Annotated in this window: 25 protein-coding genes, 4 pseudogenes and 1 other annotated feature; of the genes and pseudogenes, 26 read left to right on the top strand and 3 right to left on the bottom strand. The window is 44.0% G+C overall.

Annotated elements, in window-relative coordinates; genetic code table 11:
• Positions 1–31 precede the first annotated feature (31 nt).
• From AC6I1H_RS09625 to AC6I1H_RS09615, 3 genes are read left to right on the top strand one after another with little or no spacing between them, the layout of a single operon-like run.
• Positions 32–2,035 (top strand): molybdopterin-containing oxidoreductase family protein, encoded by a 2,004-nt coding sequence (locus AC6I1H_RS09625; protein ID WP_497737380.1) that lies wholly within the window; start codon positions 32–34, stop codon positions 2,033–2,035.
• An 18-nt stretch (positions 2,036–2,053) separates the two neighbouring features.
• On the top strand, positions 2,054–2,533 hold the full coding sequence (gene rlmH, locus AC6I1H_RS09620; protein WP_497737379.1) for a 23S rRNA (pseudouridine(1915)-N(3))-methyltransferase RlmH: 480 nt from the start codon (positions 2,054–2,056) through the stop codon (positions 2,531–2,533).
• An 18-nt stretch (positions 2,534–2,551) separates the two neighbouring features.
• Positions 2,552–3,421 (top strand): MBL fold metallo-hydrolase, encoded by an 870-nt coding sequence (locus AC6I1H_RS09615; RefSeq protein WP_497737378.1) that lies wholly within the window; start codon positions 2,552–2,554, stop codon positions 3,419–3,421.
• 6 nt (positions 3,422–3,427) lie between these two features.
• Here AC6I1H_RS09615 and AC6I1H_RS09610 read toward each other — a convergent pair.
• Positions 3,428–3,643 (bottom strand): annotated as a pseudogene (locus tag AC6I1H_RS09610) (hypothetical protein); the annotation flags it as partial.
• Positions 3,644–3,799: 156 nt separating this feature from the next.
• On the opposite strand from AC6I1H_RS09610, the gene AC6I1H_RS09605 reads away from it, so the two are divergent.
• The 10 genes and pseudogenes from AC6I1H_RS09605 (at position 3,800) to AC6I1H_RS09560 (ending at position 12,761) form a co-directional block, all read left to right on the top strand.
• Complete coding sequence (locus AC6I1H_RS09605; RefSeq protein WP_497737377.1) at positions 3,800–4,342, top strand: biotin transporter BioY; 543 nt, start codon at positions 3,800–3,802, stop codon at positions 4,340–4,342.
• A 114-nt stretch (positions 4,343–4,456) separates the two neighbouring features.
• Positions 4,457–4,775: a binding site (T-box leader), on the top strand.
• A 44-nt stretch (positions 4,776–4,819) separates the two neighbouring features.
• Positions 4,820–6,270, top strand: a pseudogene (gene trpE, locus AC6I1H_RS09600) (anthranilate synthase component I).
• Complete coding sequence (locus AC6I1H_RS09595; protein WP_497737376.1) at positions 6,267–6,845, top strand: anthranilate synthase component II; 579 nt, start codon at positions 6,267–6,269, stop codon at positions 6,843–6,845. Before trpE ends, AC6I1H_RS09595 begins: the two are co-directional and overlap by 4 nt.
• Complete coding sequence (gene trpD / locus AC6I1H_RS09590; protein ID WP_497737375.1) at positions 6,835–7,848, top strand: anthranilate phosphoribosyltransferase; 1,014 nt, start codon at positions 6,835–6,837, stop codon at positions 7,846–7,848. Before AC6I1H_RS09595 ends, trpD begins: the two co-directional genes overlap by 11 nt.
• Positions 7,845–8,618: an indole-3-glycerol phosphate synthase TrpC gene (trpC, locus tag AC6I1H_RS09585; protein ID WP_497737374.1), complete on the top strand. Its 774-nt coding sequence runs from the start codon at positions 7,845–7,847 to the stop codon at positions 8,616–8,618. The genes trpD and trpC overlap by 4 nt, the downstream gene beginning before the upstream one ends.
• A 30-nt stretch (positions 8,619–8,648) precedes the next feature.
• Positions 8,649–9,257, top strand: coding sequence for a phosphoribosylanthranilate isomerase (locus AC6I1H_RS09580; RefSeq protein WP_497737373.1), 609 nt, complete (start codon positions 8,649–8,651; stop codon positions 9,255–9,257).
• Between the two features lie 5 nt (positions 9,258–9,262).
• Complete coding sequence (gene trpB, locus AC6I1H_RS09575; protein WP_497740757.1) at positions 9,263–10,438, top strand: tryptophan synthase subunit beta; 1,176 nt, start codon at positions 9,263–9,265, stop codon at positions 10,436–10,438.
• Entirely contained in the window at positions 10,435–11,223 is a 789-nt protein-coding gene (trpA, locus tag AC6I1H_RS09570; RefSeq protein ID WP_497737372.1) for a tryptophan synthase subunit alpha, read from the top strand. Before trpB ends, trpA begins: the two co-directional genes overlap by 4 nt.
• Before the next feature lie 201 nt (positions 11,224–11,424).
• Positions 11,425–11,808 (top strand): annotated as a pseudogene (locus AC6I1H_RS09565) (GNAT family N-acetyltransferase); the annotation flags it as partial.
• A gap of 83 nt (positions 11,809–11,891) precedes the next feature.
• Positions 11,892–12,761 (top strand): DMT family transporter, encoded by an 870-nt coding sequence (locus AC6I1H_RS09560; RefSeq protein WP_497737371.1) that lies wholly within the window; start codon positions 11,892–11,894, stop codon positions 12,759–12,761.
• A 231-nt stretch (positions 12,762–12,992) separates the two neighbouring features.
• On the opposite strand, the gene AC6I1H_RS09555 is transcribed toward AC6I1H_RS09560, so the two are convergent.
• On the bottom strand, positions 12,993–13,601 hold the full coding sequence (locus tag AC6I1H_RS09555; RefSeq protein WP_497737370.1) for a DNA-3-methyladenine glycosylase family protein: 609 nt from the start codon (positions 13,599–13,601) through the stop codon (positions 12,993–12,995).
• Positions 13,602–13,672: 71 nt separating this feature from the next.
• Positions 13,673–13,806: pseudogene (locus AC6I1H_RS09550) on the bottom strand (Uma2 family endonuclease); the annotation flags it as partial.
• Between the two features lie 442 nt (positions 13,807–14,248).
• Between AC6I1H_RS09550 and AC6I1H_RS09545 the strand changes: the two are divergent.
• The 13 genes from AC6I1H_RS09545 (at position 14,249) to AC6I1H_RS09485 (ending at position 24,873) form a co-directional block, all read left to right on the top strand.
• The gene (locus AC6I1H_RS09545) at positions 14,249–14,659 is read left to right on the top strand and encodes a glycoside hydrolase domain-containing protein (protein ID WP_497737369.1); all 411 of its coding nucleotides are present in this window, start codon (positions 14,249–14,251) and stop codon (positions 14,657–14,659) included.
• A 457-nt stretch (positions 14,660–15,116) separates the two neighbouring features.
• Entirely contained in the window at positions 15,117–15,587 is a 471-nt protein-coding gene (locus AC6I1H_RS09540) for a hypothetical protein (protein ID WP_497737368.1), read from the top strand.
• A gap of 179 nt (positions 15,588–15,766) precedes the next feature.
• The gene (locus AC6I1H_RS09535) at positions 15,767–16,135 is read left to right on the top strand and encodes a BlaI/MecI/CopY family transcriptional regulator (protein ID WP_497737367.1); all 369 of its coding nucleotides are present in this window, start codon (positions 15,767–15,769) and stop codon (positions 16,133–16,135) included.
• 7 nt (positions 16,136–16,142) lie between these two features.
• Positions 16,143–17,480 (top strand): M56 family metallopeptidase, encoded by a 1,338-nt coding sequence (locus AC6I1H_RS09530; protein WP_497737366.1) that lies wholly within the window; start codon positions 16,143–16,145, stop codon positions 17,478–17,480.
• Positions 17,481–17,605: 125 nt separating this feature from the next.
• Positions 17,606–18,370: a peptidase gene (locus tag AC6I1H_RS09525; protein ID WP_497737365.1), complete on the top strand. Its 765-nt coding sequence runs from the start codon at positions 17,606–17,608 to the stop codon at positions 18,368–18,370.
• 101 nt (positions 18,371–18,471) lie between these two features.
• A complete protein-coding gene (locus AC6I1H_RS09520) occupies positions 18,472–19,722 on the top strand; it encodes a hypothetical protein (RefSeq protein ID WP_497737364.1) in 1,251 nt (416 codons plus the stop codon).
• 369 nt (positions 19,723–20,091) lie between these two features.
• Entirely contained in the window at positions 20,092–20,439 is a 348-nt protein-coding gene (locus AC6I1H_RS09515; protein WP_497737363.1) for a hypothetical protein, read from the top strand.
• A gap of 206 nt (positions 20,440–20,645) precedes the next feature.
• Complete coding sequence (locus AC6I1H_RS09510) at positions 20,646–21,554, top strand: hypothetical protein (RefSeq protein ID WP_497737362.1); 909 nt, start codon at positions 20,646–20,648, stop codon at positions 21,552–21,554.
• Positions 21,547–21,858: an ATP-binding cassette domain-containing protein gene (locus AC6I1H_RS09505; RefSeq protein ID WP_497737361.1), complete on the top strand. Its 312-nt coding sequence runs from the start codon at positions 21,547–21,549 to the stop codon at positions 21,856–21,858. The genes AC6I1H_RS09510 and AC6I1H_RS09505 overlap by 8 nt, the downstream gene beginning before the upstream one ends.
• Entirely contained in the window at positions 21,740–22,405 is a 666-nt protein-coding gene (locus AC6I1H_RS09500) for an ATP-binding cassette domain-containing protein (protein WP_497737360.1), read from the top strand. Before AC6I1H_RS09505 ends, AC6I1H_RS09500 begins: the two co-directional genes overlap by 119 nt.
• Entirely contained in the window at positions 22,405–23,541 is a 1,137-nt protein-coding gene (locus AC6I1H_RS09495) for a hypothetical protein (RefSeq protein ID WP_497737359.1), read from the top strand. The genes AC6I1H_RS09500 and AC6I1H_RS09495 overlap by 1 nt, the downstream gene beginning before the upstream one ends.
• 136 nt (positions 23,542–23,677) lie before the next feature.
• Positions 23,678–23,959 (top strand): transposase, encoded by a 282-nt coding sequence (locus AC6I1H_RS09490; RefSeq protein WP_497737358.1) that lies wholly within the window; start codon positions 23,678–23,680, stop codon positions 23,957–23,959.
• Complete coding sequence (locus AC6I1H_RS09485; RefSeq protein WP_497740756.1) at positions 23,956–24,873, top strand: IS3 family transposase; 918 nt, start codon at positions 23,956–23,958, stop codon at positions 24,871–24,873. Before AC6I1H_RS09490 ends, AC6I1H_RS09485 begins: the two co-directional genes overlap by 4 nt.
• The last annotated feature ends 22 nt before the right edge of the window (positions 24,874–24,895 follow it).

Raw genomic sequence — 24,895 nt, 5'->3', positions numbered from 1 at the left:
TTGCCTTTATTTTCGCTTGGAGGGGAGACTTATGGAGGTTTACAGGACCGCATGTCCCAGGGATTGCCTTGACAGCTGCGCTATCCTGGCATATGTAGAATCCGGGAAAATAGTCGGAGTAAAAGGCGATTCCCAGCATCCGCCCACGGGTGGGTTTTTATGCCCAAAGGGCAACTCCTATATAGAATATGTTTATAATCCGGAGCGCCTTAAATATCCCATGATAAAGAAAAATGGAAGGTTGCAGAGAGCTTCCTGGGATGAAGCCCTGGATTATATTGTTTTGAAAATTCGCGAAGCCATCAACACATATGGCCCTCTGTCCATATTCCACAATTATGACAGCGGATCGGAGGCGGTGCTGAAGAATCTGGACCGGAGATTTTTCAACGCTCTTGGGGGATGCACCGGAGTTTCTGGATCACTTTGCTGGAGCGGCGGCATAGCGGCCCAGTCTTACGACTTTGGAGGGCTGATGCAAAATGATGTCGAGGACCTGGCGAATGCCGGCGGTATAGTGCTTTGGGGCAGGAATGTGACAGATACCAATTCCCATGCAGTCCCTTTCATTAAAAAAGCTCTTTTGCGAGGAGGGAAATTAGCCGTCATCAACCCCCTCAAAACCGGACTTGACGGAGAAGCTGATCTTGTGGTCAGGCCCAGGCCCGGTACCGACGCAGCCCTGGCTCTGGGCGCAGCCCGTTATATCATAAAACGGGGGCTTGTGGATGAGGAATTCATAAAAAAATATACACTGGGGTTTGAGGAATTTTGCCGGGCCGCAGAAGATTTTACTGAAAAGAAGGCAAGGGAGATCACGGGCGTAGATGAAGGGATCATAGAAAAACTAGCGCTGTTTTACGTACAGAATTCTCCCGTTACCACCCTTCTGGGCTACGGCCTTCAGAGGTACAGAGGGGGAGGCAATACGATTCGGGCTATTGATGCGCTTTCCGCTATTACCGGAAACATCGGGAAACCCGGTGCCGGCGTATCGTACGGCCACCAGATGCACTGGCCGGTGGGAGCCCGTGTGGCGGGGGCCGAGCTTGCAAAGGTGCAGCGTTTCTTCGACAGGACAAACCTTGCCCGGGAGATTTTGAACGCTCAGAATCCTCCTATCAAGGTTGCCTTTATCACCCGTTCAAACCCCATGAACATGAATCCCGATACCGCCGCCATGAAAAAAGCGCTGAATTCTATAGAAACGGTGGTGGCAGTGGATTTGTTCATGACCGACACAGTCCGGGAAGCGGACATAGTGCTGCCGTGCACCAGCTTTTTCGAAGAAGAAAACATCAGGGTAAATTCCTGGAGCTCATGGATATTTTACTGTCCTAAAATCATCGAGCCGATAGGAGAATCCCGCCCCGACCAGGAGATATTTATGGGTTTGGCGCACAGAATGGGACTTTCTGGTTTTGAAGGTTTGAACACCGAAAAACTGCTCGAGTGGGCTTTCAAACCGCTGGAAGCCTGCGGTATAAATCTTGAACAATTGAAAAAAGTAGGATGCATGAGAAATCCGAAGATCCCCAGAGTTGCCTGGGAGGACAAAAAATTTTCAACCCCTTCCGGGAAGTTCGAGTTTTATTCTCAAAAGGCGGCATCAGAAGGGCAATCCCCGGTTGCAAGATATATCCCCCCGGCAGAGGAAGATTTGGCAAAAGAGCCCGGAGCTTATCGCTACTTTTTCATAACTCCCCATTCGCGCTTCCGCATTCATTCTCAGTTTCAAAACATATCTAAGCTTAAAGCTTTGCACCGAAAGCCCACAGTCCTCATGCATCCGGAAGAAGCGGTATCCCTGGGCTTAAAACAGGGGGATACGGTGGAAATATACAATGACCGCGGACAAATTTATGCCAGCCTTTTGCTGGAGCCAGATATGAGGAGGGATATGGTGGCCATGGAATCAGGCTGGAATATCGAAAGCGGCGCCTGTGCCAACTTCCTCACGCCCTGCACCACTACCGAGATGGGTGAGAGCGCCGCCTTTTACGACTGCAGGGTTGCAGTGAGAAAGATTGACTGATGAAATAAGGGGATTTTCGTGAATATCACTGTTATAGCGGTAGGAAAATTAAAAGAAAAATATTTAAAGGACGGCATAGCAGAATATACAAAGCGGCTAAAGCCTTACTGCAATTTAAACATTGTCGAGGTAGCCGAGGAAATGATTCCTGAAAGCCTGAGCTTTGCGGAAAAAAATCAGGCATTGAGGAAAGAAGCTTCATATATTCTAAAAAAAATAAACCCTGCCAGTTTCGTAATTTCCCTCTGCATCGAAGGTGAGCGTTTTACATCTGAAAAGATGGCAAAAAAGATTGAGGGCCTTATGACATTAGGCACATCCCACATTACCTTCATCATCGGCAGTTCCCTGGGCCTTTCGGATGAAGTAAAAGAAAAAGCCCATTTGAAACTTTCTTTTTCAGACTTTACCTTTCCCCATCAGCTCATGCGCCTTATATTGTTGGAACAAATCTACCGCTGGTTCAAGATAATCCGCGGCGAAGTGTATCATAAGTAAGAAGGGGCGGGACACAAGATGTTTGTCAAAGAAATAGGCGAAAGAGGCGTATTGTTCACATTTAGTGGCAGAGATTTTCCTTATCTCGGAGACACATCGGTGTATCTGATAAATGCAGGTCATTACTTTTTCGTGTGCGACACTCACCTGGGACCTCAATCCATGGAACCCGTCAAAAAGTATATGGCTGTTGAAGGAGAGAAAAAGCAAACAATCGTTTTTAACTCCCATTCGGACTGGGATCATGTCTGGGGCAACTGTGCTTTTGAAAAAGCGGCAATAGTTGGCCATGAGACGTGCCGCAGGAGGCTGAAGGAGGTAGGGGATTTTGAGCTTCAAATATATTCGCAATATCAAAATGGTAATGTAAAAATCCTGCTGCCAAATCTTACTTTTACAAGCAGCTTAAGATACGAAGATGAAGAAGTGGAGTTTTTATACGCCCCTGGGCATACGGTCGACTCGGTCATCTGCTTTGATGAAAAGGATTCTGTACTGTATGTCGGAGACCTCGTGGAATATCCAATTCCCTACCTGGACTTTCTTGACCTGGAGGCTTACATAAAATCTCTGGAGCTTATAAAAAATCTTCACGCAAAAATCATCATATCCGCCCATTCGGGCCTAGTGGATGAATCGTTGATAGACGACAATATATCATACATCAAAAGCGTCCTATGCAGCAATCCGGTAGATTTTAAAAATGGCGATGCCAAAAGCAGACACGATTATAATATTAAGAATATAATGGTTTTAACATACGAAAAAATTTCAAGAGCAAAGCTGAAGGAAAAGTTTGATTATAACTCTTTCAGAAGAAGATTTTTAAATATCGATAATATGAGTTACAGGGAGTTGAAAAAAGGCCTGGAAAATTATAATGCATAGGTTCTTTTAATACTGGGCGAAATCCCCGGTAAGGGAGCCATCGCCGGGGGGCCGATTGTCTGAACCCTGGCCCGGAGTCGTCAGGTAGTTCCCTGTAAGCATCCCGTTCAATCCGGCGACAAAGCCCAGTGGTTGAAGGCTCCTCAGGTTTGCCTCCCTGCCGCCTGTGTATCTTATGTTCGTATGCGGCAATATGAACCTTATAATGGCAAAAGTTTTAATTTTTACATGGCGGTGAGGGGCTTGACCTTGATGACGAGTAATTTTGACATTACACCAAAGGACATTAACTGCACTACTGAATAAAGTCTCTTGACAATAAAAAAAGGCAGGTGTATGATAATATTTGTAAACTTTTTAATAAGGAGAGGTTAACAAATGAAGACAAAAGAAATCGTATTTGTCGGGTTGTTTGCAGCAATAACTGCAGTAATGGCCCAGATATCTATTCCGCTTCCTTTTACGCCGGTTCCAATAACATTTCAACTGCTCGCAGTGTGTATGGCAGGAGCTATACTGGGCAGCAGGGTTGGCGGCCTGGCCATTCTGGTATACGATCTCCTGGGAGCAGTAGGAATTCCCGTTTTTTCAGGATTTAATGGAGGATTTGGAGTAATTACCGGCCCTAGTGGCGGATACATAATAGCATTTCCAATAGCAGCTTTTTTAATAGGTTATATTATAGAACATACACAATCGCATAAAAAAGTAATGAGTTTTGTTGCCATGTTTACAGGACTTGTAATTATATACTTTTTAGGTATGATTCAGCTATCTGTAATCACCAAAATGGACATGCTGAAGGCATTTTATGCCGGTGTTCTGCCGTTTATACCGCTGGATATTGTTAAAATAGTTATTGCCGCATTTGTAAGTGTGCCGATAAGAGAGATAGTCATGAGATTTTCGTTTTCCAATTGAGGTGTTTTTTATAAAGGTACGTGCAGGGTCAATCTAGAATAACTGTAAAAATACAAAATGGCTATTGACATATTAAAGTTTAGGGTGTATTATAAAAAACATCAAGTAAAGAAAGAAAATTCGATGAACGGGAAGAGTAGGCGGCGATTCAGGCCGAAGCGAGCCGGTGGCGGTGGAAGACCGGTGCCGCGGTTGCCGTTGAATGGGCCCGGGAGAAGCCATGCGAACTAAAAGTAGCAGGAGACGGAAAGTCCGCCGTTAAAAGGACAGGGTATCGAATGCGTTTGCATTCCGTACCTGGAACGAGAAGGCTTTGCTTTAGGTGGCTGAGCTTATAAAAGGCACTTTTTCCTAAGGGAGAAGTGCCTTTTTTGATACCATCTTTTGTGCAGGGTCAAAATTGGGTGGCACCGCGACACACTTCGCCCCAAAAGGGCGGGGTGTTTTTTTTATCGCAAAAAAAAGGGGTGATTATGTATGGTGTTTCCCGATAAACGGGGGTTTGAGTCAATGAAGAAGGACCGTGTGGTTCCGGTCGTGTTAAAGGTAAATGCCGACGAATTTACTCCCATTGAGCTTTTCTACAATCTGGACGGCCGGCATAAGTTCCTGCTGGAGAGCGCCGAATGCGGGAAAAACTGGGGAAGATACTCCTTTCTCGGAGCAAGCCCGCATATGGCCGTTAAAAGTTACGGAGACAGGGTTGTGACAGTTTCAAAGGGGGGGTGAAGACCGAAAACGGCAGGGTGCTGGATATCGTGGGAGATTATTTTAAAAGATACGGCTACGACAGCGCACCGGCCGGGCTTCCCGCAGATTTGCCCGCCTTCACGGGAGGCGCTGTGGGGTATGTGGGTTATGATGTGATAAGGCTCTATGAAAAACTTCCCGATAACAATCCCGACGAGCTACACCTTCCAGAATGTTTCCTCATGTTTTACAGGGAAGTTATAATATACGACCATTTTTATCACAACCTTTATGTGGTGTACAATGCCACACCCGATGAAGACACCGAATACGAACACATTGTCGAAAGGCTTCACGAATTAAAAAACACCGTCTTGAGGAAAAAGGATTTGCACCCCCTGACGGCGGCAAAAAATAAAGCGCCCGAGTTTCGGGCAACCTGCAGCCAAGACGCCTTCTGCGACAAGGTTAGGCGTGCCGTTGAATACATCAAAGCCGGCGACATATTTCAGGTGGTGCTGTCCGAGAGAATGGCGGCTGCCGCAAAAGTAGAACCGTTTGAAGCTTACAGGAGGCTCAGGGCCCTCAACCCCTCGCCGTATCTTTTTTATATGGACTTCGGGGATTTCCAGCTGGTGGGCTCTTCTCCCGAAAGCCTGGTGGCCGTGAAAGACGGGATCGTCACCACAAATCCCATCGCGGGCACCAGGCCCAGAGGAAAGACGACGGAGGAAGACGAAAAGTTAAAAAAGGAACTCCTGGCCGACGAAAAAGAGAGGGCCGAACACGTCATGCTCGTAGATCTGGGCAGAAATGATCTGGGGAAGGTGAGCGAGTTCGGCAGCGTGAAAGTGGAACGCTTCATGGAAGTCGATATGTACTCTCACGTCATGCATATCGTGTCGACGGTGAGCGGCAGGTTAAAACAGGGCAAAACTTGTATCGACGCCCTTCTGGCCTGCTTGCCGGCCGGGACGGTATCCGGAGCTCCCAAGATACGGGCCATGGAAATAATCGAGGAGCTGGAGGAAAAAAGGCGCGGGATATATGCCGGGGCGGTGGGTTATTTGGGCTTCAGGGGAAACATGGATTTCTGTATCGCCATAAGAACCGTCATTTTCAAGGACGGTATGGCTTACATCCAGTCTGGAGCGGGCATAGTTTACGACTCGGTGCCCGAAAAAGAATACCGTGAGATTTTAAATAAAGCCATGGCTTTAAAGGAGGTGCTGGGGTGATTCTGATAATAGACAACTATGATTCCTTTACATACAACCTGTATCAGTATGCTGGGGAGCTTTACCCCGAAGTAGAGGTGGTCAGAAACGATGAGATTGATGTGGAGGGTGTGATGAATTCGGGGGCCCGCAGGATAATCCTTTCTCCGGGACCGGGTAGGCCGGAAGATGCCGGCATATGCGTGGATCTTATCAGAAAAGCCGACGGCAGGATTCCGATCCTCGGCATATGCCTGGGGCACCAGGCCATAGGCGTGGCCTATGGGGCAGAGGTCGCAGGCGCCGAAAAGATATTTCACGGCAAGACATCGAGGGTGTCGCACAACGGCCGGGGGATTTTTAGAGGTGTAAAAAATCCCATCACGGCCATGAGGTATCACTCGCTGGTCATAAAGGGCGGTACCCTTCCCGATGAACTGGAGGTGACGGCAGTGACCGCCGGAGGAGTTATAATGGGCATTCGCCATAAAAAATTTCCGGTCTTCGGGGTTCAATTTCACCCCGAGTCAATACTCACGGAAGAGGGAAAATTCATTTTAAAAAATTTTCTGGAGGGTGATGAATATGTTTCATGAGATTATAAAAAAAGTCATCATGAGAGAGGATTTGAGCGAGGACGAAGCCCGGGAGGCCATGGACCATATCATGGACGGCAAGGCCGGGCCGGCTCAGATAGGCGGTTTTTTGGTGGGAATGAGGATGAAAGGGGAAAAAGTGGATGAAATTACGGGATTTGCCAGGTCCATGAGGTCCATGGCCAGAAAGTTTGATGTCAGAGGCTATGCCATTGATACATGCGGCACGGGCGGAGACGGCGGCAAAACCTTCAATATATCCACCGCCGTGGCGTTTGTGGCCGCCGCCGGGGGAGTAAAGGTGGCAAAACACGGCAATAAAGCCGTATCCAGCAAGAGCGGCAGCGCCGATGTCCTTGAAGCTTTGGGAGCAAAGATAGATTTAGAGCCGGAAGATGCCGGAAGGTGTATTGAAAAGGTGGGAATGACATTTCTGTTCGCCCCCTTTTATCACTCCGCTATGAAAAACGTGGCCGGCCCTCGAAAAGAGCTGGGTACCAGGACAGTCTTTAATATCCTGGGGCCGCTGACCAACCCGGCCTCCGTCCGGGGCCAGGTCCTTGGCGTATACGACGGAATCCTCACAAGGACCATGGCCCGGGTGCTGCTGAAACTCGGAGTTAAAAGGGCCATGGTGGTACACGGACGCGACGGCCTCGATGAAATAACCACCACCAGGGAGACCATAGTGAGTGAAGTAAAAGACGGCATAATTAAAAATTATACCATAAACCCCCGGGACTTCGGCATTCCCCTGGCAAAGCCGTTGGAAATATCCGGAGGGGACAGCAATTACAATGCAAGGGTAATTTTGGATGTGCTGCAGGGCAAAAAGGGCCCGCAGAGGGATGTGGTGGTACTGAACAGCGCCGCGGCCCTCTATGTGGGCGAAGTTGCGGAGGACCTCAAAGAAGGCGTACAGATGGCTCAGAATCTGATAGACTCGGGAGCCGCCTATGAAAAATTAAATGAGTTTATAAGAGAAAGCAGGGCGGCCGTATGATTCTGGATGAAATCATTGCCTGCAAAGAACGACAGCTAAAAGATGAAATGGAAAAAAAGCCTTTATCAGCCCTGGAGGACGAAATCAAAGACATGGGCCTCCCCAGGAGCCTGGAGAAAGTTTTGACGGCAAAAAAAGGAATAAAAATCATCGCCGAGATAAAAAAGGCCTCCCCTTCAAGAGGGGTCATAAAACCGGACCTTGATCCGGCCTTCACGGCGGTTCAGTACGAAAAAGGCGGTGCGGATGCCATATCGGTGTTGACGGAAAAAAAGTTTTTTCTGGGTGACGACAGCTTCCTGAAAATCGTCAGAGATGCAGCATCCTGCCCCGTACTGAGAAAGGATTTTATAATCCACGAATATCAGATTTACCAGGCGAAAGCCCTGGGAGCCGACGCCCTTTTGCTCATCGTGGCGGTCCTCGGCGAGAAGATCGGGTATTTTTATAAAAAAGCACAGTCTCTGGCGCTTGACTGCCTTGTGGAGGTCCATGACGAAAAGGAGCTGGATGCGGCCCTGGACGCCGGGGCCCGCATCATCGGCATAAACAACAGGAACCTGAAAGATTTCAGTGTAGATCTCAAGACCTGCGAGAGGCTCATCGGCAGGATTCCTGAAGGCATAATAAAAATTTCCGAAAGCGGCATAAAAACGGCCAATGATGTGCGTTATCTCAAATCCATAGGCGTTGACGGCATTCTGGTGGGGGAAGCCCTCATGAAATCAAAGGATGTAGGCCGGGATCTGGCGGCCTTTAAAGAAGCATAATAGGTACGGCCGGTGATGGGGATGGTGGACATGGTGAAAGTTAAGATTTGCGGGCTAATGCGGCCGCAGGACATCGAATATGTGAACAGGTTGAAGGTGGACTACGCTGGGTTTGTCTTCGCACCAAGCAGGAGGCGCATAAGCTTTGAAGAAGCTGGAAGGCTGATCGCGGCCCTTGATAAGGGCATAAAAAAGGTGGGAGTGTTCGTTAATGAGAGGGCAGATGCGATAATGAAAGCCTGTGAGGAGTTGGGCCTGGATGTGATACAGCTTCACGGCGACGAACCGCCGGAAAGTGTCAGAGGTTACGGGAGGGTTTCAGTCTGGAAGGCCATCAGGGTCGAAGATGCGGATAGTTTAAGAGCCGCGGAAGATTACGAAGTGGATGGGATTTTACTGGATTCTTGGGTAAAAGGGCTTTACGGCGGAAACGGATTGAGGTTTGACCTGGCCTTGCTGGAAGGCGTCCGGCTCAGGCTGCCGGTAATCCTGGCCGGCGGCCTTGACTCCGGCAATGTGGGGGAGGCCATCCTGAAAGTAAAGCCATATGCCGTGGATGTAAGCACCGGCGTTGAGACCGATGGATATAAAGACTTTGAAAAGATGAAAAAATTTGTGGAAAGGGTGAGGAGTTTATGAAATATGTGCCGGGCAGATTCGGCATTTTCGGCGGGCAATATGTACCGGAAACCGTGATGAACGCCCTTGTGGAACTGGAGAAAGAGTTTAATATGGCCGTAGCCGACGAAAAATTCATGGAAGAGTACAGGTATTATTTGAGAGAATACGCCGGCAGGCCCACACCTCTTTACTTTGCCGAAAACCTCACAAGAAAACTTTGCGGCGCCAGGATTTACTTGAAGCGTGAGGACCTCAACCACACCGGGGCGCATAAAATAAACAACGTCCTGGGGCAGGTACTTTTGGCAAAGCGCATGGGCAAGCGCAGGGTGATAGCTGAAACCGGGGCCGGACAGCACGGTGTGGCCACGGCTACAGCGGCGGCCATGTTCGGGATGGAGTGCGAGATATTCATGGGGAAGGAGGATGTCAGGCGGCAGGCTTTGAATGTCTTCAGGATGAAGCTCTTAGGAGCCAGGGTGACCAGTGTAGACCAGGGAACCGGCACCCTAAAGGACGCGGTAAACGAAGCCATGAGGCACTGGGTGGCCCATGTGGACGACACCTTTTACGTGATGGGGTCGGTGGTGGGGCCTCACCCCTACCCCACCATGGTCAGGGACTTCCAGAGGGTTATAGGCGATGAGACCAGAGCCCAGATCATGGAAAAGACCGGCAGGCTTCCGGACTACATCATAGCCTGCGTCGGCGGCGGGAGCAATTCCATGGGTATTTTTTACCCCTTTTATGAAGATAAAAGCGTAAAGCTGGTGGGAGTCGAGGCGGGGGGCATGGGACTTGACAGCGGCCAGCATGCGGCAAAGCTCACAAGAGGAAGCATAGGAGTACTTCACGGCATGAAGACATACGTGCTGCAGGACGACGATGGTCAGATAATGCCGGTCTACTCCATATCCGCAGGCCTGGACTATCCCGGTGCGGGGCCGGAGCACGCGTTTTTCAAAGAAACCGGAAGGGCCGAATACGTTTACGCCACCGATGAGGAAGCGGTGAATGCCTTTATAACCCTTACGAAGACGGAGGGCATCATACCCGCCCTTGAAAGCGCCCATGCCGTGGCTTATGCCATGAAACTGGCACCGAAGCTTTCCGAGGAAGATATTATAGTGGTAAACCTTTCCGGCAGGGGAGACAAGGATGTCGAAACAATAGCCGGTTTAATGGGGGTGAGGCTGTGAACAGGATAGATGAAAGATTGTACAGTCTGCAAAAGACCGGGCAAAAAGCGCTTATAACCTTTATAACCGCCGGTGACCCCGACCCGGAAACCACCGGCGAACTGGTAGTTGCAATGGAAAGGGCCGGGGCCGACATAGTGGAGCTGGGAATCCCCTATTCAGACCCCCTTGCCGACGGGCCGGTCATCCAGAGGGCTTCGGCCAGGGCCCTGAAGGCGGGTATAAAAATCGCCCGCATAATGGATATAGTAAGATCCGTGAGGAAAACCAGTGACATTCCTCTGGTGTACCTCGTATATTATAACTCTGTGTTTAGATATGGCCCCGAAAGATTTACAGGCGAGGCCCGGGATGCGGGAGTGGACGGGCTGATAATACCCGACCTGCCCGTGGAGGAGCGTCGCGAGATGGCGGATATTGTCTCATCCCGCGGCATGCATTTGATCCCCCTGGTGGCTCCCACCTCCCATGAGCGCATCAAAAATATTGTGGAAGGCGCCGGGGGGTTTGTTTACTGCATCTCCACAAAAGGGGTGACCGGTGTGCGGGAAGAAATAGAGACGGACATCAAAGCCTACATGGAAGAGGTATCAAGCTATACGGCCCTTCCCAGGGCTCTCGGTTTCGGGATCTCCGGCCCCGACATGGCGAAAAGATTCAGGGATTACTGCGAAGGGGTGATTGTGGGCAGCGCCATAGTGAGGCTTATCGAGCAGGGCAAAGACAGGCGCCGGATGTTGAGCGATGTATGTGAATTTGTAAGCCGCATTAAAGAAGTATTATAAATAGGGTGCCAGGGGGATGACACCTTAAGCTTACTAAAACTCAAATTATTCGATTCTATCGATGATGGTGTTATCTCCCGCAGGGTTGGGTATCATGATGTAAAATGTTGCCGAGTTGTAAAAACCTATTTTTTTTATTATAGTTATGATATGATAAAAACAGATATAGACTTAGTCAAAGAAAGTTAAAAGAAATAAGGAAAACAAATGAAGCCGAGTAGAACTCCAAACCAACACATGCTGGTGGCTGAAGTGGAGGAAAACGGGCAAAAGAAAGTCATTGGAGCGATCAGCTTAAACATAAGCCCAATACCATGCATGAGGCATTCGGGAAGCATCGGCATAATGGTGCATAAGGACTATCAGGGGGAAGGCATAGGCAGGGCACTTTTTAGTAAGATAATAGACCTTGCCGACAACTGGTTGAAACTTATGCGGCTGGAGCTTACCGTGTTTGTGGACAACGAAAGGGCTATAAACCTCTACAAATCCTTCGGCTTTGAGATAGAAGGCAGGAAAAAATACGCAGTAATCAGAAACGGTAAATATGCCGATGAATACATCATGGCGAGATATAATATATGAGCCGCCCCCCATATTTGAAGAGATTTTATTTCGGTGCCAACTCATAATTTTGACATGATAACAATAAAAAGGAGCAAAACCTTATGCAAACAAATCATCATAGCTCGTCGAGGATGAGGGCAATCATATACCTCATATGCGCCGCCCTTTTATGGAGCACCGGCGGATTTTTCATAAAATGGGTAGAGTGGAATCCCATGGCTATAGCGGGAGCAAGAAGTGCCGTCGGTGCCGTCCTTATTGGAATAGTGCTGCGCAAAAAGGACCTTTCCTGGTCGAGGGAACAGATATTATGCGCTTTGGCTTATGCGGCTACGGTCATACTTTTTGTTGTAGCCAACAAGTTGACCACTGCTGCAAACACCATCCTTCTCCAGTATACGGCGCCAATTTATGTAGCCCTTTTCAGCTTTGCTTTTTTAAAGGAAAGGGTGACGGCCCTGGACTGGATAACGACAGTTGTGGTATTTGGCGGTATGGTGCTTTTCTTTATGGATGATTTCGATACCCGGGGCCTCCTGGGCAACATCCTCGCCATCCTCAGCGGAATGACTTATGCAGCCATGGCCATGTTGATGCGCCGGCAAAAGGACGGATCTCCCCTTTCATCGGTGTTTTTAGGCAATATCATCACCGCTCTCATAGGTTTTCCCTTCATGTTCCGGTCGATGCCTTCCGCTGCAGGATTTCTTGGAATTACACTTTTGGGCACGGTGCAGTTGGGCCTGCCTTATATCCTTTATACCACCGCCATAAAGTCCGTATCGGCTCTGGAAGCGGTATTGATTCCCGTTATTGAGCCCATCGCCAATCCCATATGGGTCTTTTTAATACTGGGCGAAATCCCCGGTAAGGGAGCCATCGCCGGGGGGCTGATTGTTATAGCTGCCATAACTTTGAGGTGTGTGATTGCTGGAAGGAAAGATGCTTCCGAGAGACAATGCACAATTTAAAAAACATTATCATCGTAAGCAGCGTAATATTTTTGCCTTCCTTTAAGTTGCTTGCTTTCCTTGAAGCGCAAATTTTATCCAGCATGTGCCGGTGGATTCGGGCATAGAGGTACGGTTCAGTTACCCGGCTGTGGAATCCCCTGAAAAATACTTTGAGATAACGCCGATTACACACGGATACTTATTGAACTTGAAACCGGTGACAGCTTTTATCATATCGGTCAAGTTTAATCACCTTCCAAGAAGGGATATTTCCCACAGATAAAAAGAAGCTATAGTGCCGTAAGGGGAGTATCTTAACCTGTATGTCTCAAACAACTCTTTATCCAATTTGGTGTGATTATACAACAGCATTATTCCCCTGCGGATGCCTAAATCATTCCAGCTCAAGATATTTTTTCTTTCCATTGAAAAAATCATCAGCATTTCTGCCGTCCACTGCCCTACGCCTGGCAAAGAGGTCAGCCTTTTGCGAACCTCTTCATCTTCCAAATGCCATAATTCTTCTATAGAAAAGCTGCCGTCCAAAATTGCATCCGCAATTTTTTTAATATATTCGGCTTTGCGCATGCTGACACCTGTGCTTTGCAGCTCTTCTACAGTAACAGTTCGAATTATCTCAGGCGTAACAGCCCCGAAACGTTTTTCAATCCTGTTCCAGATAGTATCGGCCGCTTTCATGGATATTTGCTGCCCCACAATGTTATATACAAGCCCTGCAAATAAATCGGGTATCACTTTCCGTTTCACAAACCCAATGCGGTCTATAGCCTGCCCTAATGATTTGTCTTTGCTTTTCAAATAATTTATTTCCTTTTCGCCATATTCAAAGTAACGCATATCGCTTCTCCAAATCAAGCAGTTTTTGCTTCAAATAAACACCACCAGAATATCCCTTATATCTCGCCGGAAATACTTTGATATTGCCATGTAGGAGTAGATTGTGCGTATACTATACCGTATCAATAATTTCCCATCGCTCGTCTTCCGACCATGTCAAATAATCAGCATACGTATATTTTTTATTTTCTTTTGGTATCGGCATATAAACATCAGGCCCCTCTCTTAGCATTTTAAGATTGGTTTTAAATAATATTAGTCATATAATCATAACATCATCAGAATTTAGGATAACATTAACTAAATTTTAATGCAAGTGCTGCCTCCTCTCACGGCAAACGCATATTCTGCGACACAGGGACGGTTCTTGCTTTGTCGCATCACATGTCGCAAAAATTGAAATTATAGAGGCAGTCTGTTTATAACAGCATTGATAAATTACAGCTATTTTTTAGAAAAACCGTTGACATATTTAATTACACAGTGTAGAATATAATTGACTCACATAATGTAGAAAAAAACAGGGGTGATTTTCATGAAAAAACTGCAACGCATGTCTGATGCGGAGAAACAGAAAATGTAGTTAATTTTGTGTTAAAACAGCTATAAGTTGCATTGGAAAAAAATTGCTGAACTGAAACTAATTAATGAAAGGGGATTATAAAAGATGGATAGTAATAAAGAAACTATTGCTTGAAACATTTCAAGATGCTGCGGTAAATGCCATTACTTATTATTGGGCCATGGATGTTTCATCCTATCCAGGAGATGAAGTAATGCAGGATTGGTGGTCAAATTCTCCGCTTTACTTCACAGGCTTTTACCTTGCTCCTGCTCCTTATCATAAAGATACTGGTTGGATGAAAAAAAGAGAGACTCTTTCTAAACAAGGGTGGGGGTTTTTGCCAATATATGTTGGGAGGCAGAAAGATAGTAGCAGACTCACCGAGGAACAAGGCAAAGAAGATGCCCAAAATGCAGCACAGCTCGCTGGTGATGCAGGATTTCCTGTTCTTAGCTATATCTACCTTGATATAGAAGAGGGAGGAAAACTTTAAGATAAGTTTCTTACTTATATCAAGGCATGGGTTAAAGAGATTCAAAGCAATTCGTCATATTGGGCAGGAATTTATTGTTCTTATTCTAGTACGGCTGATCAGATTAAAGAAACTCTAAATGATAATAGAGTAAGGTTTTGGGTGTTCCATTTATCCTGGAAATGCGCAGATGCAGGTTCTGGAACCGCTCCTAATCCTGCTGATAGTGGCGTTTCATATGCTACAGCTTGGCAGCTCGTACAGAACTGTTCAAAAAAATACGGATCAAATACAATAAACCCAGTAGACATCGATAGTTCTACACTGAGGGATCCATCTAAATAGTGCTTTTATGCAAATATTAACTTAATTTATAAGCCCTTGTTCATATTTTTTTTAAGGGCAAGGGTTTTATTTGTTATATAAAGCCTGATTTTGACATATGAAAATAAATCATAAAGAAGGAGGGAGGGCTATAATGATTAAGAAAAATGCGTTTAAGAGGCCAGTAGTAGCAATTGCTGTTATTACAATAATAGGATGTATCTTTTTTGCCAATGATAAGGGAATATTCAATATTTCTAAGAATTACATTCCAAGAATAAATGCCTCTGATGAGAAACCCGTAATTTTTGAAAATGTGAATAGCCAATTGGATAAGGATATTAAATTCACGAATGGGTGGAAAAGTGAATTAATTGAGGGCGAAAGGTTTATTATTGTGCAAGTCGGCTCATTGAAAGCTGATCCAGCACAGGGGGTTGCATTTGTAGGACAACAGAGCAAAGATGGTAATAAATTCGTAACTGGGGGAAAAATATTAACTCCAAGCAAACATGGTACAATTAAAATCAAAAATTTCAATTCTTTTAATCTAGGAGTAGTTGCTGAAGATGGTTATGAATGGATATTTAATGTATTTGATGGCTTCCATGAAATTCCTCAATAAGTCCTAATAAAAAAATAAGTTAATAACACATTCTCATCCACCATATGAAGACTGGTTTTTTATTAAAAAACCTAAAAATACTTTGAGTGATCGATCAAAATTTAAAAACCGTTGACATATTTAATTACACAGTGTAGAATAAAAATGACTTACATAATGTAGAATTAGGAGTGATTTTTATGAAAAAACTGCAACGCATGTCTGATGCAGAGAAACAAATTATGGAATATATTTGGGCTGCCGGGCGACCGGTGACGACTTCGGAAATCATCCGGCATTTGCCGGAAGGAAAAGCATGGAAGCAAAATACGGTGGTCACATTTTTGTCCCGCTTGATGGGAAAGGGCATACTCAAGGCAACCAGGATAGGAAAAGCCAATCATTATGAACCCTGTGTGACGGAACAGGAATACCGGAATTTTGAAACAAAGCTATTCATAAAAGATGTCCATAAAGGTTCCGTATTGGGCTTTATAACCGCATTGTGTGATAATGGCGACCTGACGAAGCAAGACATCGAAAGCATTATGAAACGTTTGAAAGAGTAGGTGGCTTATGATGATCAATATTTACCGTCAGCTCTTTACCATGTCATTTGTGGCCGGAGGGCTATACCTTATTCTAAAACTTTTGAGCGGGGTAACCCTTAAATATTTCACTGCGGCCTGGCATTATTACACCAATATAGCTGTATATATGTTTTTCCTGCTGCCGTATCATAAGTGGATGTCAAGATTTGATCTTAGCTTTATAAACCTGTCGGGTAAAGCCTTTGGACTGCCCTCTATCGCGGGATTAAACCTACCCAGTAATCTCAGCCTCGCTGCCGGCGGCATCGTGATGCCGAAGCAAGAAAGCAATGCGGGAGTCCCCGCTTGCCTTGAACTTTTGCCCTATCTCCTGATGGCCGTAACACTGATATTCATGGCTATAGTTCTTATTCAGAACTATAACCTGAACCGCCGCATTTTCGGAATGTGCAGACTGACTGACGACATACAGATTCTGGAAGTGCTTTCCGCCTGCAAACAGCAGATGGGCATAACAAAAAAAATCCCCGTATACATCTCACCCTGCATAACCACACCCTTTCTGCACGGCATCCTCAAGCCCCGCATCATATTGCCGGATATTAAACTTTCTGCGGACGAATTGCAAAGCGTTTTCCTTCACGAACTGACCCACTGGAAGCGCCGCGATGCGTGGTGGAAGAGCCTGATGCTTCTTATCAACGCGATACACTGGTTCAACCCTCTCGCCTATATGGCAAGACAAGACATTGACCACTTCTGCGAACTTTCCTGTGACGAAAGCGTTGTGAAATCCATGACCAATCGGGAAAGGAGGCGGTATTGCGAATTGATGCTTAGTGTGCTCTGGAACGTTTATGACCAGAACGCCAGATTATGTTCCGCATTCAGCGGCAGGCGCAAACAACTTGAAAGGAGGGTCGAGATGATACTGAAAGATGGAGGCTCAAAGAGCAAAAGATGGGTGCGCGTGGTTGCCATCGCAATGACACTGGCAATCGTATCAATAGGTGCTATTTCGGCAGGTGCAGTGGAAACGTCCACCCTCGAAAGCAGAGGCAGCAGTAAATCTGTTTTGCCAAAGCCCAAAGAAATTCCAAATTATCGCTATCAGGTAAATGAATATGGCGAAACATATGGTCCGGAAATTTATTCGGAGATATTAGGAGAGGAACCGGATTTAATTGCAGCTACCGGTATAGATGGAACAGACGGTTATGTGCGGTCTTCGGACTTGGACCTTTTCCCTCCTCCTCGCACGCCGGAGGAGGCCGTGGCTCAAAACAATCCTGGCATAAGAATGATCCCCCTTTATGATAAAGACGGTAGAACAGTCATTGGCAAATTTCAAGTTGGTCCATGAATATATTATTGATTTTAAAAAATTAAGGTAAAAGCAAGCGGGTATGTTTAAGAATTTAATTTTGACCAAAACAAATGATATTATGGAAAGAAATCAAAACAATAATAAAATGAGGAGTGATAAGGGTGAACTGGAAATTCCATAAAACTTTAGTTTTGATTTCCATCGTTTGTATTTTGACATTAATTTCGAGCGTTGCTTTTGCAGCTTATGCAAGCTCTGATTATAAAAAAGCGACGGTTTATGGATATGCTTATAAATACAGAGCAACCGTTTATGCTGACAGCAAAGTCGTAAGGGCTGAAACCTATGCGAGTTGTATTAATGACAATGTTCCAGCAGGATATATAGGGGTAAGAGCTAGGCTATATGATTCAGATGATAAATTGAAAGTATCGAGCAGTTGGGCATACAATGATAGTAAAATTGCAGGTTTAAATCAGTATACACCCAATTATTCTACCAGGGGTGATTATTATAGTTGGGGACAAGTCAAATTATACAACGGTGACGGATATAATACGTACACTACATATAAAAGTCCCATTGTTACTTTGGGCAGCAGTAAATCTTCTTTGAAAAAACCGAGAGAACTTCCAAATTATCGCTATCAGGTAAATGAATATGGTGAAACATATGGTTCAGACGCTTACGCCGACATCATAGGAGAGGAACCTGATTTAGTTGCAGCTACCGGCATAGACGGAACAGACGGTTATGTGCGGTCCACTGATCTGGACCCATTCCCATCTCCTCGCACGCCGGAGGAAGCTGTGGCTCAAAACAACCTAGGCGAAAGACTTATACCACTATATGATAAAGACGGTAGAACAATCATTGGTCAATTCAGGATTGCCTCGGGCAAAGTAGAGTATTTCACTAATGAGTAGTTGATAGGAAAAGTTCTCGTCGTTAATAAAATTTTATAAAAATATATCTTTATATCTGTGCATTGCGAAAAAAATCAATTTGAGGGAAAGGAGGCTTGCGCATGAAAAACGGCAAGAGGCTTGCTTCCTGGGTTTTGATACTGGCGCTTATCGTGTCAGTTTTAGGCTTAAGCGCAGTTGCCTATGGAAGCGCGTCCCCCACAAAGCAGGATTCCCCTGCACCTGGGCGTTCAAGCTGGGGTGAGATAATAACAACAAATATGTCCACACTGAAAGACGATGGCATAGACGGATCGAACATGAAGCCTGGTTCTCCCGCCTTCGGGAACTATACGGTACATTCAATTTGGGATGAGAAAGTATATGCAGATTTGCCCACATTAAAAGACGATGGCATAGACGGATCGAAGATGAAGCCTGGTTCTCCCGCCTTCGGCCCAAGCTACGAAGAGCCCGAGGAATATGAAGATCCTCTCGTTCCCAAAAACAAGACAGGGACCGAACAGGCACGTATTGCAACATTCAAACTGGAGAAAGATGAAGATAAAGTCGAGGTAACATTTTATGGGTCAGATGAGGATGCCATGGATCAGATAAATGTTTCACTGGTAAACCTTTCATCCGGAAAGATCATATCTTGGTGCCCCGGCTTAAAAGAGAGCGATGTGGCTACATTCGACATTGAGGATCCGTCATACACGGATTATTATGCCGTCTATGCGAGTACGGACCAGACTCCAAGCAAGGCACGCATAGGCATTGAGACACTAAAAAGTTCAACGCTGGTTGAGGTAATGACAACAGATTTGTCCACACTAAAAGACGACGGCATAGATGGTTCCAAGATGAAGCCGGGCTGCCCCGCCTTCGGGAACTATACGATAGGTTCAATGTGGGATGAAGTTGAAACAGATTTGCCCACACTAAAAGATGATGGCATAGACGGATCGAACATGAAGCCGGGTTCCCCAGCCTTTGGCACAAGCGGTGTGAAGGTGGAGGAGGAGTCCGATAACCATGAAGACGATCCTCTCGTTCCCAAAAACAAGACAGGGGTCGAACAAGCACGTATTGCAACGTTCAAGCTGCAGGAAAGTCAAGATAGAGTTAAGGTTACATTTTACTCGTCAGAAAATGAGGACGATATGAACCAGATAAATGTTTCACTGGTAAACTATTCATTCGGAAAGGTCATATCCTGGTGCCCGGGTTTAAAAGTGGGTGGTGCGATTACATTCAATATTGATAATCCGTCATACACGGATAATTATGCTGTTTACGTGAGTACGGACCAGACTCCGGCCAGGGCAGGCATAAGCATTAAGACACAATTAGGCATTAAGACAAAATAACGCAAACAATTTCCACATGCTATAACGCGAAGAATAGATTCCAGGCGTCGCAATGCTGTAAAGCGCACTTCGCACCCTGCTAAATGGAAAAAGATGCTCATAAAAAGATACCAAAACTGTTGACTTCTGAAAATCCATTATTAAAATGAGGGCGGAAAAATAAGAAAATCATGGAAGAATGGAAAGGAGGTGAAAAGTGGGATGGTTTTACCGGCCCGAGGTCCCGTAAATCCTGAAAGGGCCGAATAAAAAGAAGAAAGGCTATGCATAACCTTTCTTCAAAAAAAGTAAGTGTGATAAAATTGTAAGAAAAAACAGTTACTTTGTCAAGTGATCCCAAAGCAAAATTATAAAGCAGGAGGAGTAACTATGACAAAAAGAATTTTAACCATGTTTCTAGCTGTGACATTAGTGATTGGTATGCCGGTGTTTGCATTTGCAGGTTCGGATAGAGAAACATTGGATACGCCATATGGAACATTGACAGGAATACTCCAGGGAGTAGGCGGGACAATAAGGAACCATGGATTTAAAGGGACGACAACGTTATCTGAAACCGCTGCAAAACTCTACGTAAAAGTTGAAGTTCGTGATTATTTAACAGGGGATTATGAAGATTCTGACTCAAAAGTTGGAACTGGTACTAAAAAAGTTTCAGTAACAGTATATGGCAAAGACAGAGAGCGTAAAAAGACAGGCTATGTACACATGAAGTGAGAGATGCAAAGTCTTATGTGATATATACTACTGCTACTCAAGGATAAAAAAAGATTTTAAACTCAAAACTAAGGGGTTCTGCCCCCTTGGTTTTGAGTCATTGAGTAAAAGGAGAATTTGCCATGCATAAAGAAACTATTTGGAGAATTTTTTGTGTCCTATTATGTCTTTCCATTCTATTAACCGGTTGCTCCAAGAAGCATAATGTGAAAGAAAGCATAGACGAAGACATTTTCAACAGGGAGAATAGTAATGGCGGACAACAGCAACAAGTGGATTATGCATTTCCATATGGCCCTAAAAATGAAGAGAATCCGGTGGAAATTTACGAAGACAGGCTTGAGTATGATATGTACATTGATAATCAAGGAAAGGCTGCGGAATTTGGTGTTATGATTGTAATTGACGGTATACCGCAGAAAACTGTTTTGCCGGGCAATGACAATACTCCGGCGATTATGCATAAAGTATCGTTAAAAACCAAAGAGGCCAAAGATTATAAGTTTATTATGAATAAAGAACTTTTAAACATTGATAAGGGGGATGACCATATAATCTATCCTGTGCTGATACTGGAGCCTGATTTTATTCCGGAGAGGAGAAATTATTTTGGCCATGAAGGCAGGCTTAGTGCAGCTCGTGGGATACCGTTTACTTATGCGAACGATAGGAAACAAGATATGAAAATCGGATATGTTGAACCCGTCAAGATTGATGATAAATTCCGGTCCGAATACAATATCGATAAGGGGGAGGAGCTTTATGGCGAGATTTTTTGGAGTCTGGAAGATATAAACAATGTGTTTATCAGTGCAGAAGATTTGAAAAAGGGATTTGATATTAACCTGGCGGGGGATGTGCCGGCGGCGGAAATGAGGGTGTTTTTGTTCGTGAACAATAAGCCGGTCGAAATGAACGGATACAGTTTTTATGAAGCTAAAGTCCAAAAAGGTATGGTCGCCAAGATTCATGTTGATCCTACTGATGAATTTATTGCCGGATTGAAAAACAACGATTTGATTTATGCTCTTGCTATGCCTAAAAACCTCGATAGTTTTGAATTCTGGCCGGTAAAAACCAAAACTGCGGTGATAAAGGGGACAAATAATGAGTAGGGAATTAGTAATATCCGATATAACAAAAAAATATGGCGAGTTAATCGCAGTGAATGATGTATCATTACGGTTAACTCATGGTATATACGGGGTTTTGGGAGCCAACGGCGCCGGGAAAAGCACCCTGATCAAAATCATTGCAGGATTGGAGAAGGAAGATTCTGGAACCATTGAGTATTTTGAGGATGGGAAAAAGTCGGATCTTATCTCAAATAGGATATTTGCCCCAATATCCTATTTTTTATCCCAAGTATACAGCCAAGGAATTTTTAGACTATATGATCAGCTTAAAATCCCCGGATAAAAAATATGCGTCTGGATATGCGGAAGAGTTATTAAAGTTAACGAATTTGTATGAGTTCAGAGACAGTAGAATTGAAACCTTTTCAGGGGGAATGAAGGAGAGATTGGGCATTGCTCAAGCATTAATCAATGATCCTAAAATACTCATATTGGATGAACCCACTTCGGGATTGGACTTAAAGGAAAGAATCCATTTCAGAAACTTGATATCTTCCATGTCAACGGATCGAATTATTGTTTTAGCTACTCATATTGTTTCGGATGTTGAATTTATTGCGAAAGAAATTGTGATAATTGAAAAGGGCTGTATTTTAAAGAAGGATGTTGCTGAAAATCTCTTAGATGAGATTAAAGAAATGACATGGGAGATTAAAACCAGCGGGAGGGATATGGAAAAGTATCTTAATTCATATTCAGTGAGTAATATCTCTGAAACTCAATCCGGCTATATCATAAGAATTATCAGCAAAGAAAAGCCTCTTGAGGATGCTTATTTGGTAAAGCCCAATCTGGAGGATTATTGTATTTACTGTTTTGAGGTGAAATAATGGGTATGCTTTTAGAATTTAAAAAGAGCTTTTTAAGACCGTCTATCATCACTGTTACTATTATTTTAATGTTATTTAATGTGTTTTTTTTCACTCGAGAATACGCTTTTTCCACTCGAAAATCAACGCAAACAAAGAACGAATACATGTATTTTTATCCCGTGGTGGAAGGTAAAATAGACAAGGAGAAAGTGAATAAAATCTTTGCCTTGGAAGATGAGAACGCGGAAAAATACAACCAGGGGATTGTATCATACAAGGATGCAGAGGGAAACGTTCTCTACACACATGCCAACAAAATTACATTGCAAACATTGATTGAGGATTTGGAATACACTTATTTTTACCCGCTGGAAATGGAGAAAGTGGTGAATAAAGCCGAAAGCAATCTGAGAAGCTTAAATACAGAAAGCAACGCTTATGAAATAAACAAGAATAAAAAACTCATAAATGCTTACTCCGACCGATATATACCCGTATTCGGACTGACCCGCGGGTATGAATTATTATTTAACTATAAGATTTCATCCCTGTTTTTGTTATTGATTCTGGTATTGCCACTATCCACCTTATTCGTTGAAGAAAAAGAGAATAATCATTATCAAATGCTGATAGGGAAAAAGGTTAAAAACCGGTGCATCAAATTCAAAATCATGGATGCATATATTTTTATATTTATGCTAAGCTTGCTTTTTTATATTGTGGACATCCTTTGCTTTCATCGTATATGGCCCATGAATGTCTTGTCAAACCCAATCTACTCTTTAAAATTGTATCAAAACACCTTTTTGAACGTGAGCATTCTTTCCTTTTGGATAATAAACTTTCTATTTATGCTTGTTGCGTATGTCTTCATGGGAACGGTGTTTATGATCGTCTCTTTAAATACGAAAAAGACATCTGTAAGTTTGGGCATTAATTATATGATTTTGATATTTACCATAATATTGACTGATTTTATAGAAGTGCCGTTTAATCCGTTTAACCTGCTTAACGACAAGGATATGTTCAAAGGGTTTTCCGTGAAAAACTTTTTATCCTATCCTGTTTATGAACCCTGGTATTATCTTATCTTGTCTTTGATATTTATATCCTTCTTGATAGGTATCCTCAGAAGGAGTTCGGCAAAATGGTAGAATTGAACAAATTTATTAAGAAGATAAAGGCAAATAGGATCATGGCGTGTTGTATCTTAATACTTGCTGGCCCCTCAAGAGAATTGGACCAAAACGCACAACATGATAAAATAACTCTTGAAGGGGGAATTTTTCTATGGCAGCGAGGAAGAATTTTACTACGGAAGAAAAGCTCGCTATCTTATCCGAAGCTCAGAGTTCATGTACCACTAAAATAGCTGTCTGTAGGAAATACGGCATATCAAAAACTACAATCGATTACTGGAGAAAAAAGCTTTTAAACCCTAACGATAGTAACGATGATGACGAAAAAGTAAATCTCAGAAAAGAAAACATCATGCTTCGTTCTATCATCGTTGATAAAGACCTCGAAATTGCTTATCTAAAAGAGCTACTAAAAAAAACCAACCGTCTATAGCAGATAAAATCGATCTAATAAAGCATTTATATTCTGAGGGCTATAATCTAGATTTTCTACTTAAAATTTCTAATATACCCAAAAGCACATTTTTCTATGAACCTCGACAAGAAAGTACGGATTCAAAGCGGGGATGCTCAAAGCCGGGTTATTCAGAAACACTTAGTGGTGAATATATATCCGATGAAATGATAAAGACCCTACTTTTTGATTTAGCTGAGGAATTCCCATTCTTTGGGTATAAAAAACTTACATTTCTCTTAAGGTCAAAGTTTGGAATTATTATCAACAAGAAAAAGGGTTACAGACTATGCAAAGAAATGGATCTGCTTTTGCCAGTTATTAAACACTACGCTTCTTCCAATACTGAAATAGTTTTCAAAAAAGTATCTGTCGAGGCCCCGAATACCCACTGGCAGATGGATATTACATATGTGACCATTTTCCCTAGAATAATCTTTATCCTGGATATAATAGATACATATACCTTAGAGATAGTAGGCTATAAGGCTGGTTTTTCGATTACAAAGAACGATGTGGTAAAAACCGTGACAAAAGCCATTGCATCAAGACATATAACAGATAGTTTAACAATCAGAACAGATAATGGGCCGCAGTTTAAGTCAAAAGAATTTCAGGAATTTTGCACTAAACAGGGTATATTGCATGAGAGAATACCAGTAAGATCACCTGAAAGAAACCCAAATATTGAAAGATTTCATAGAACCTTGAAAGAAGAATATGTTAATATAAATGATTTTGCCAGTTATAAGTCATTTTTTAAAGGCCTGGATGATTATATAAAATTTTATCTTTGCGAAAGGCCCCATGAATCTTTGAATTATATGACACCTTCAGCATTTTATGAAGCATTTTTAAGAAATACTGTGAGCCGTGGCGTGTTGGTCGTTTAAGTCCAAGTAATAGGGGGCCAGT

The sequence above is a fragment of the Biomaibacter sp. TOL genome (assembly GCF_059717795.1).
This window is presented reverse-complemented; position numbering and strand designations above follow the sequence as displayed.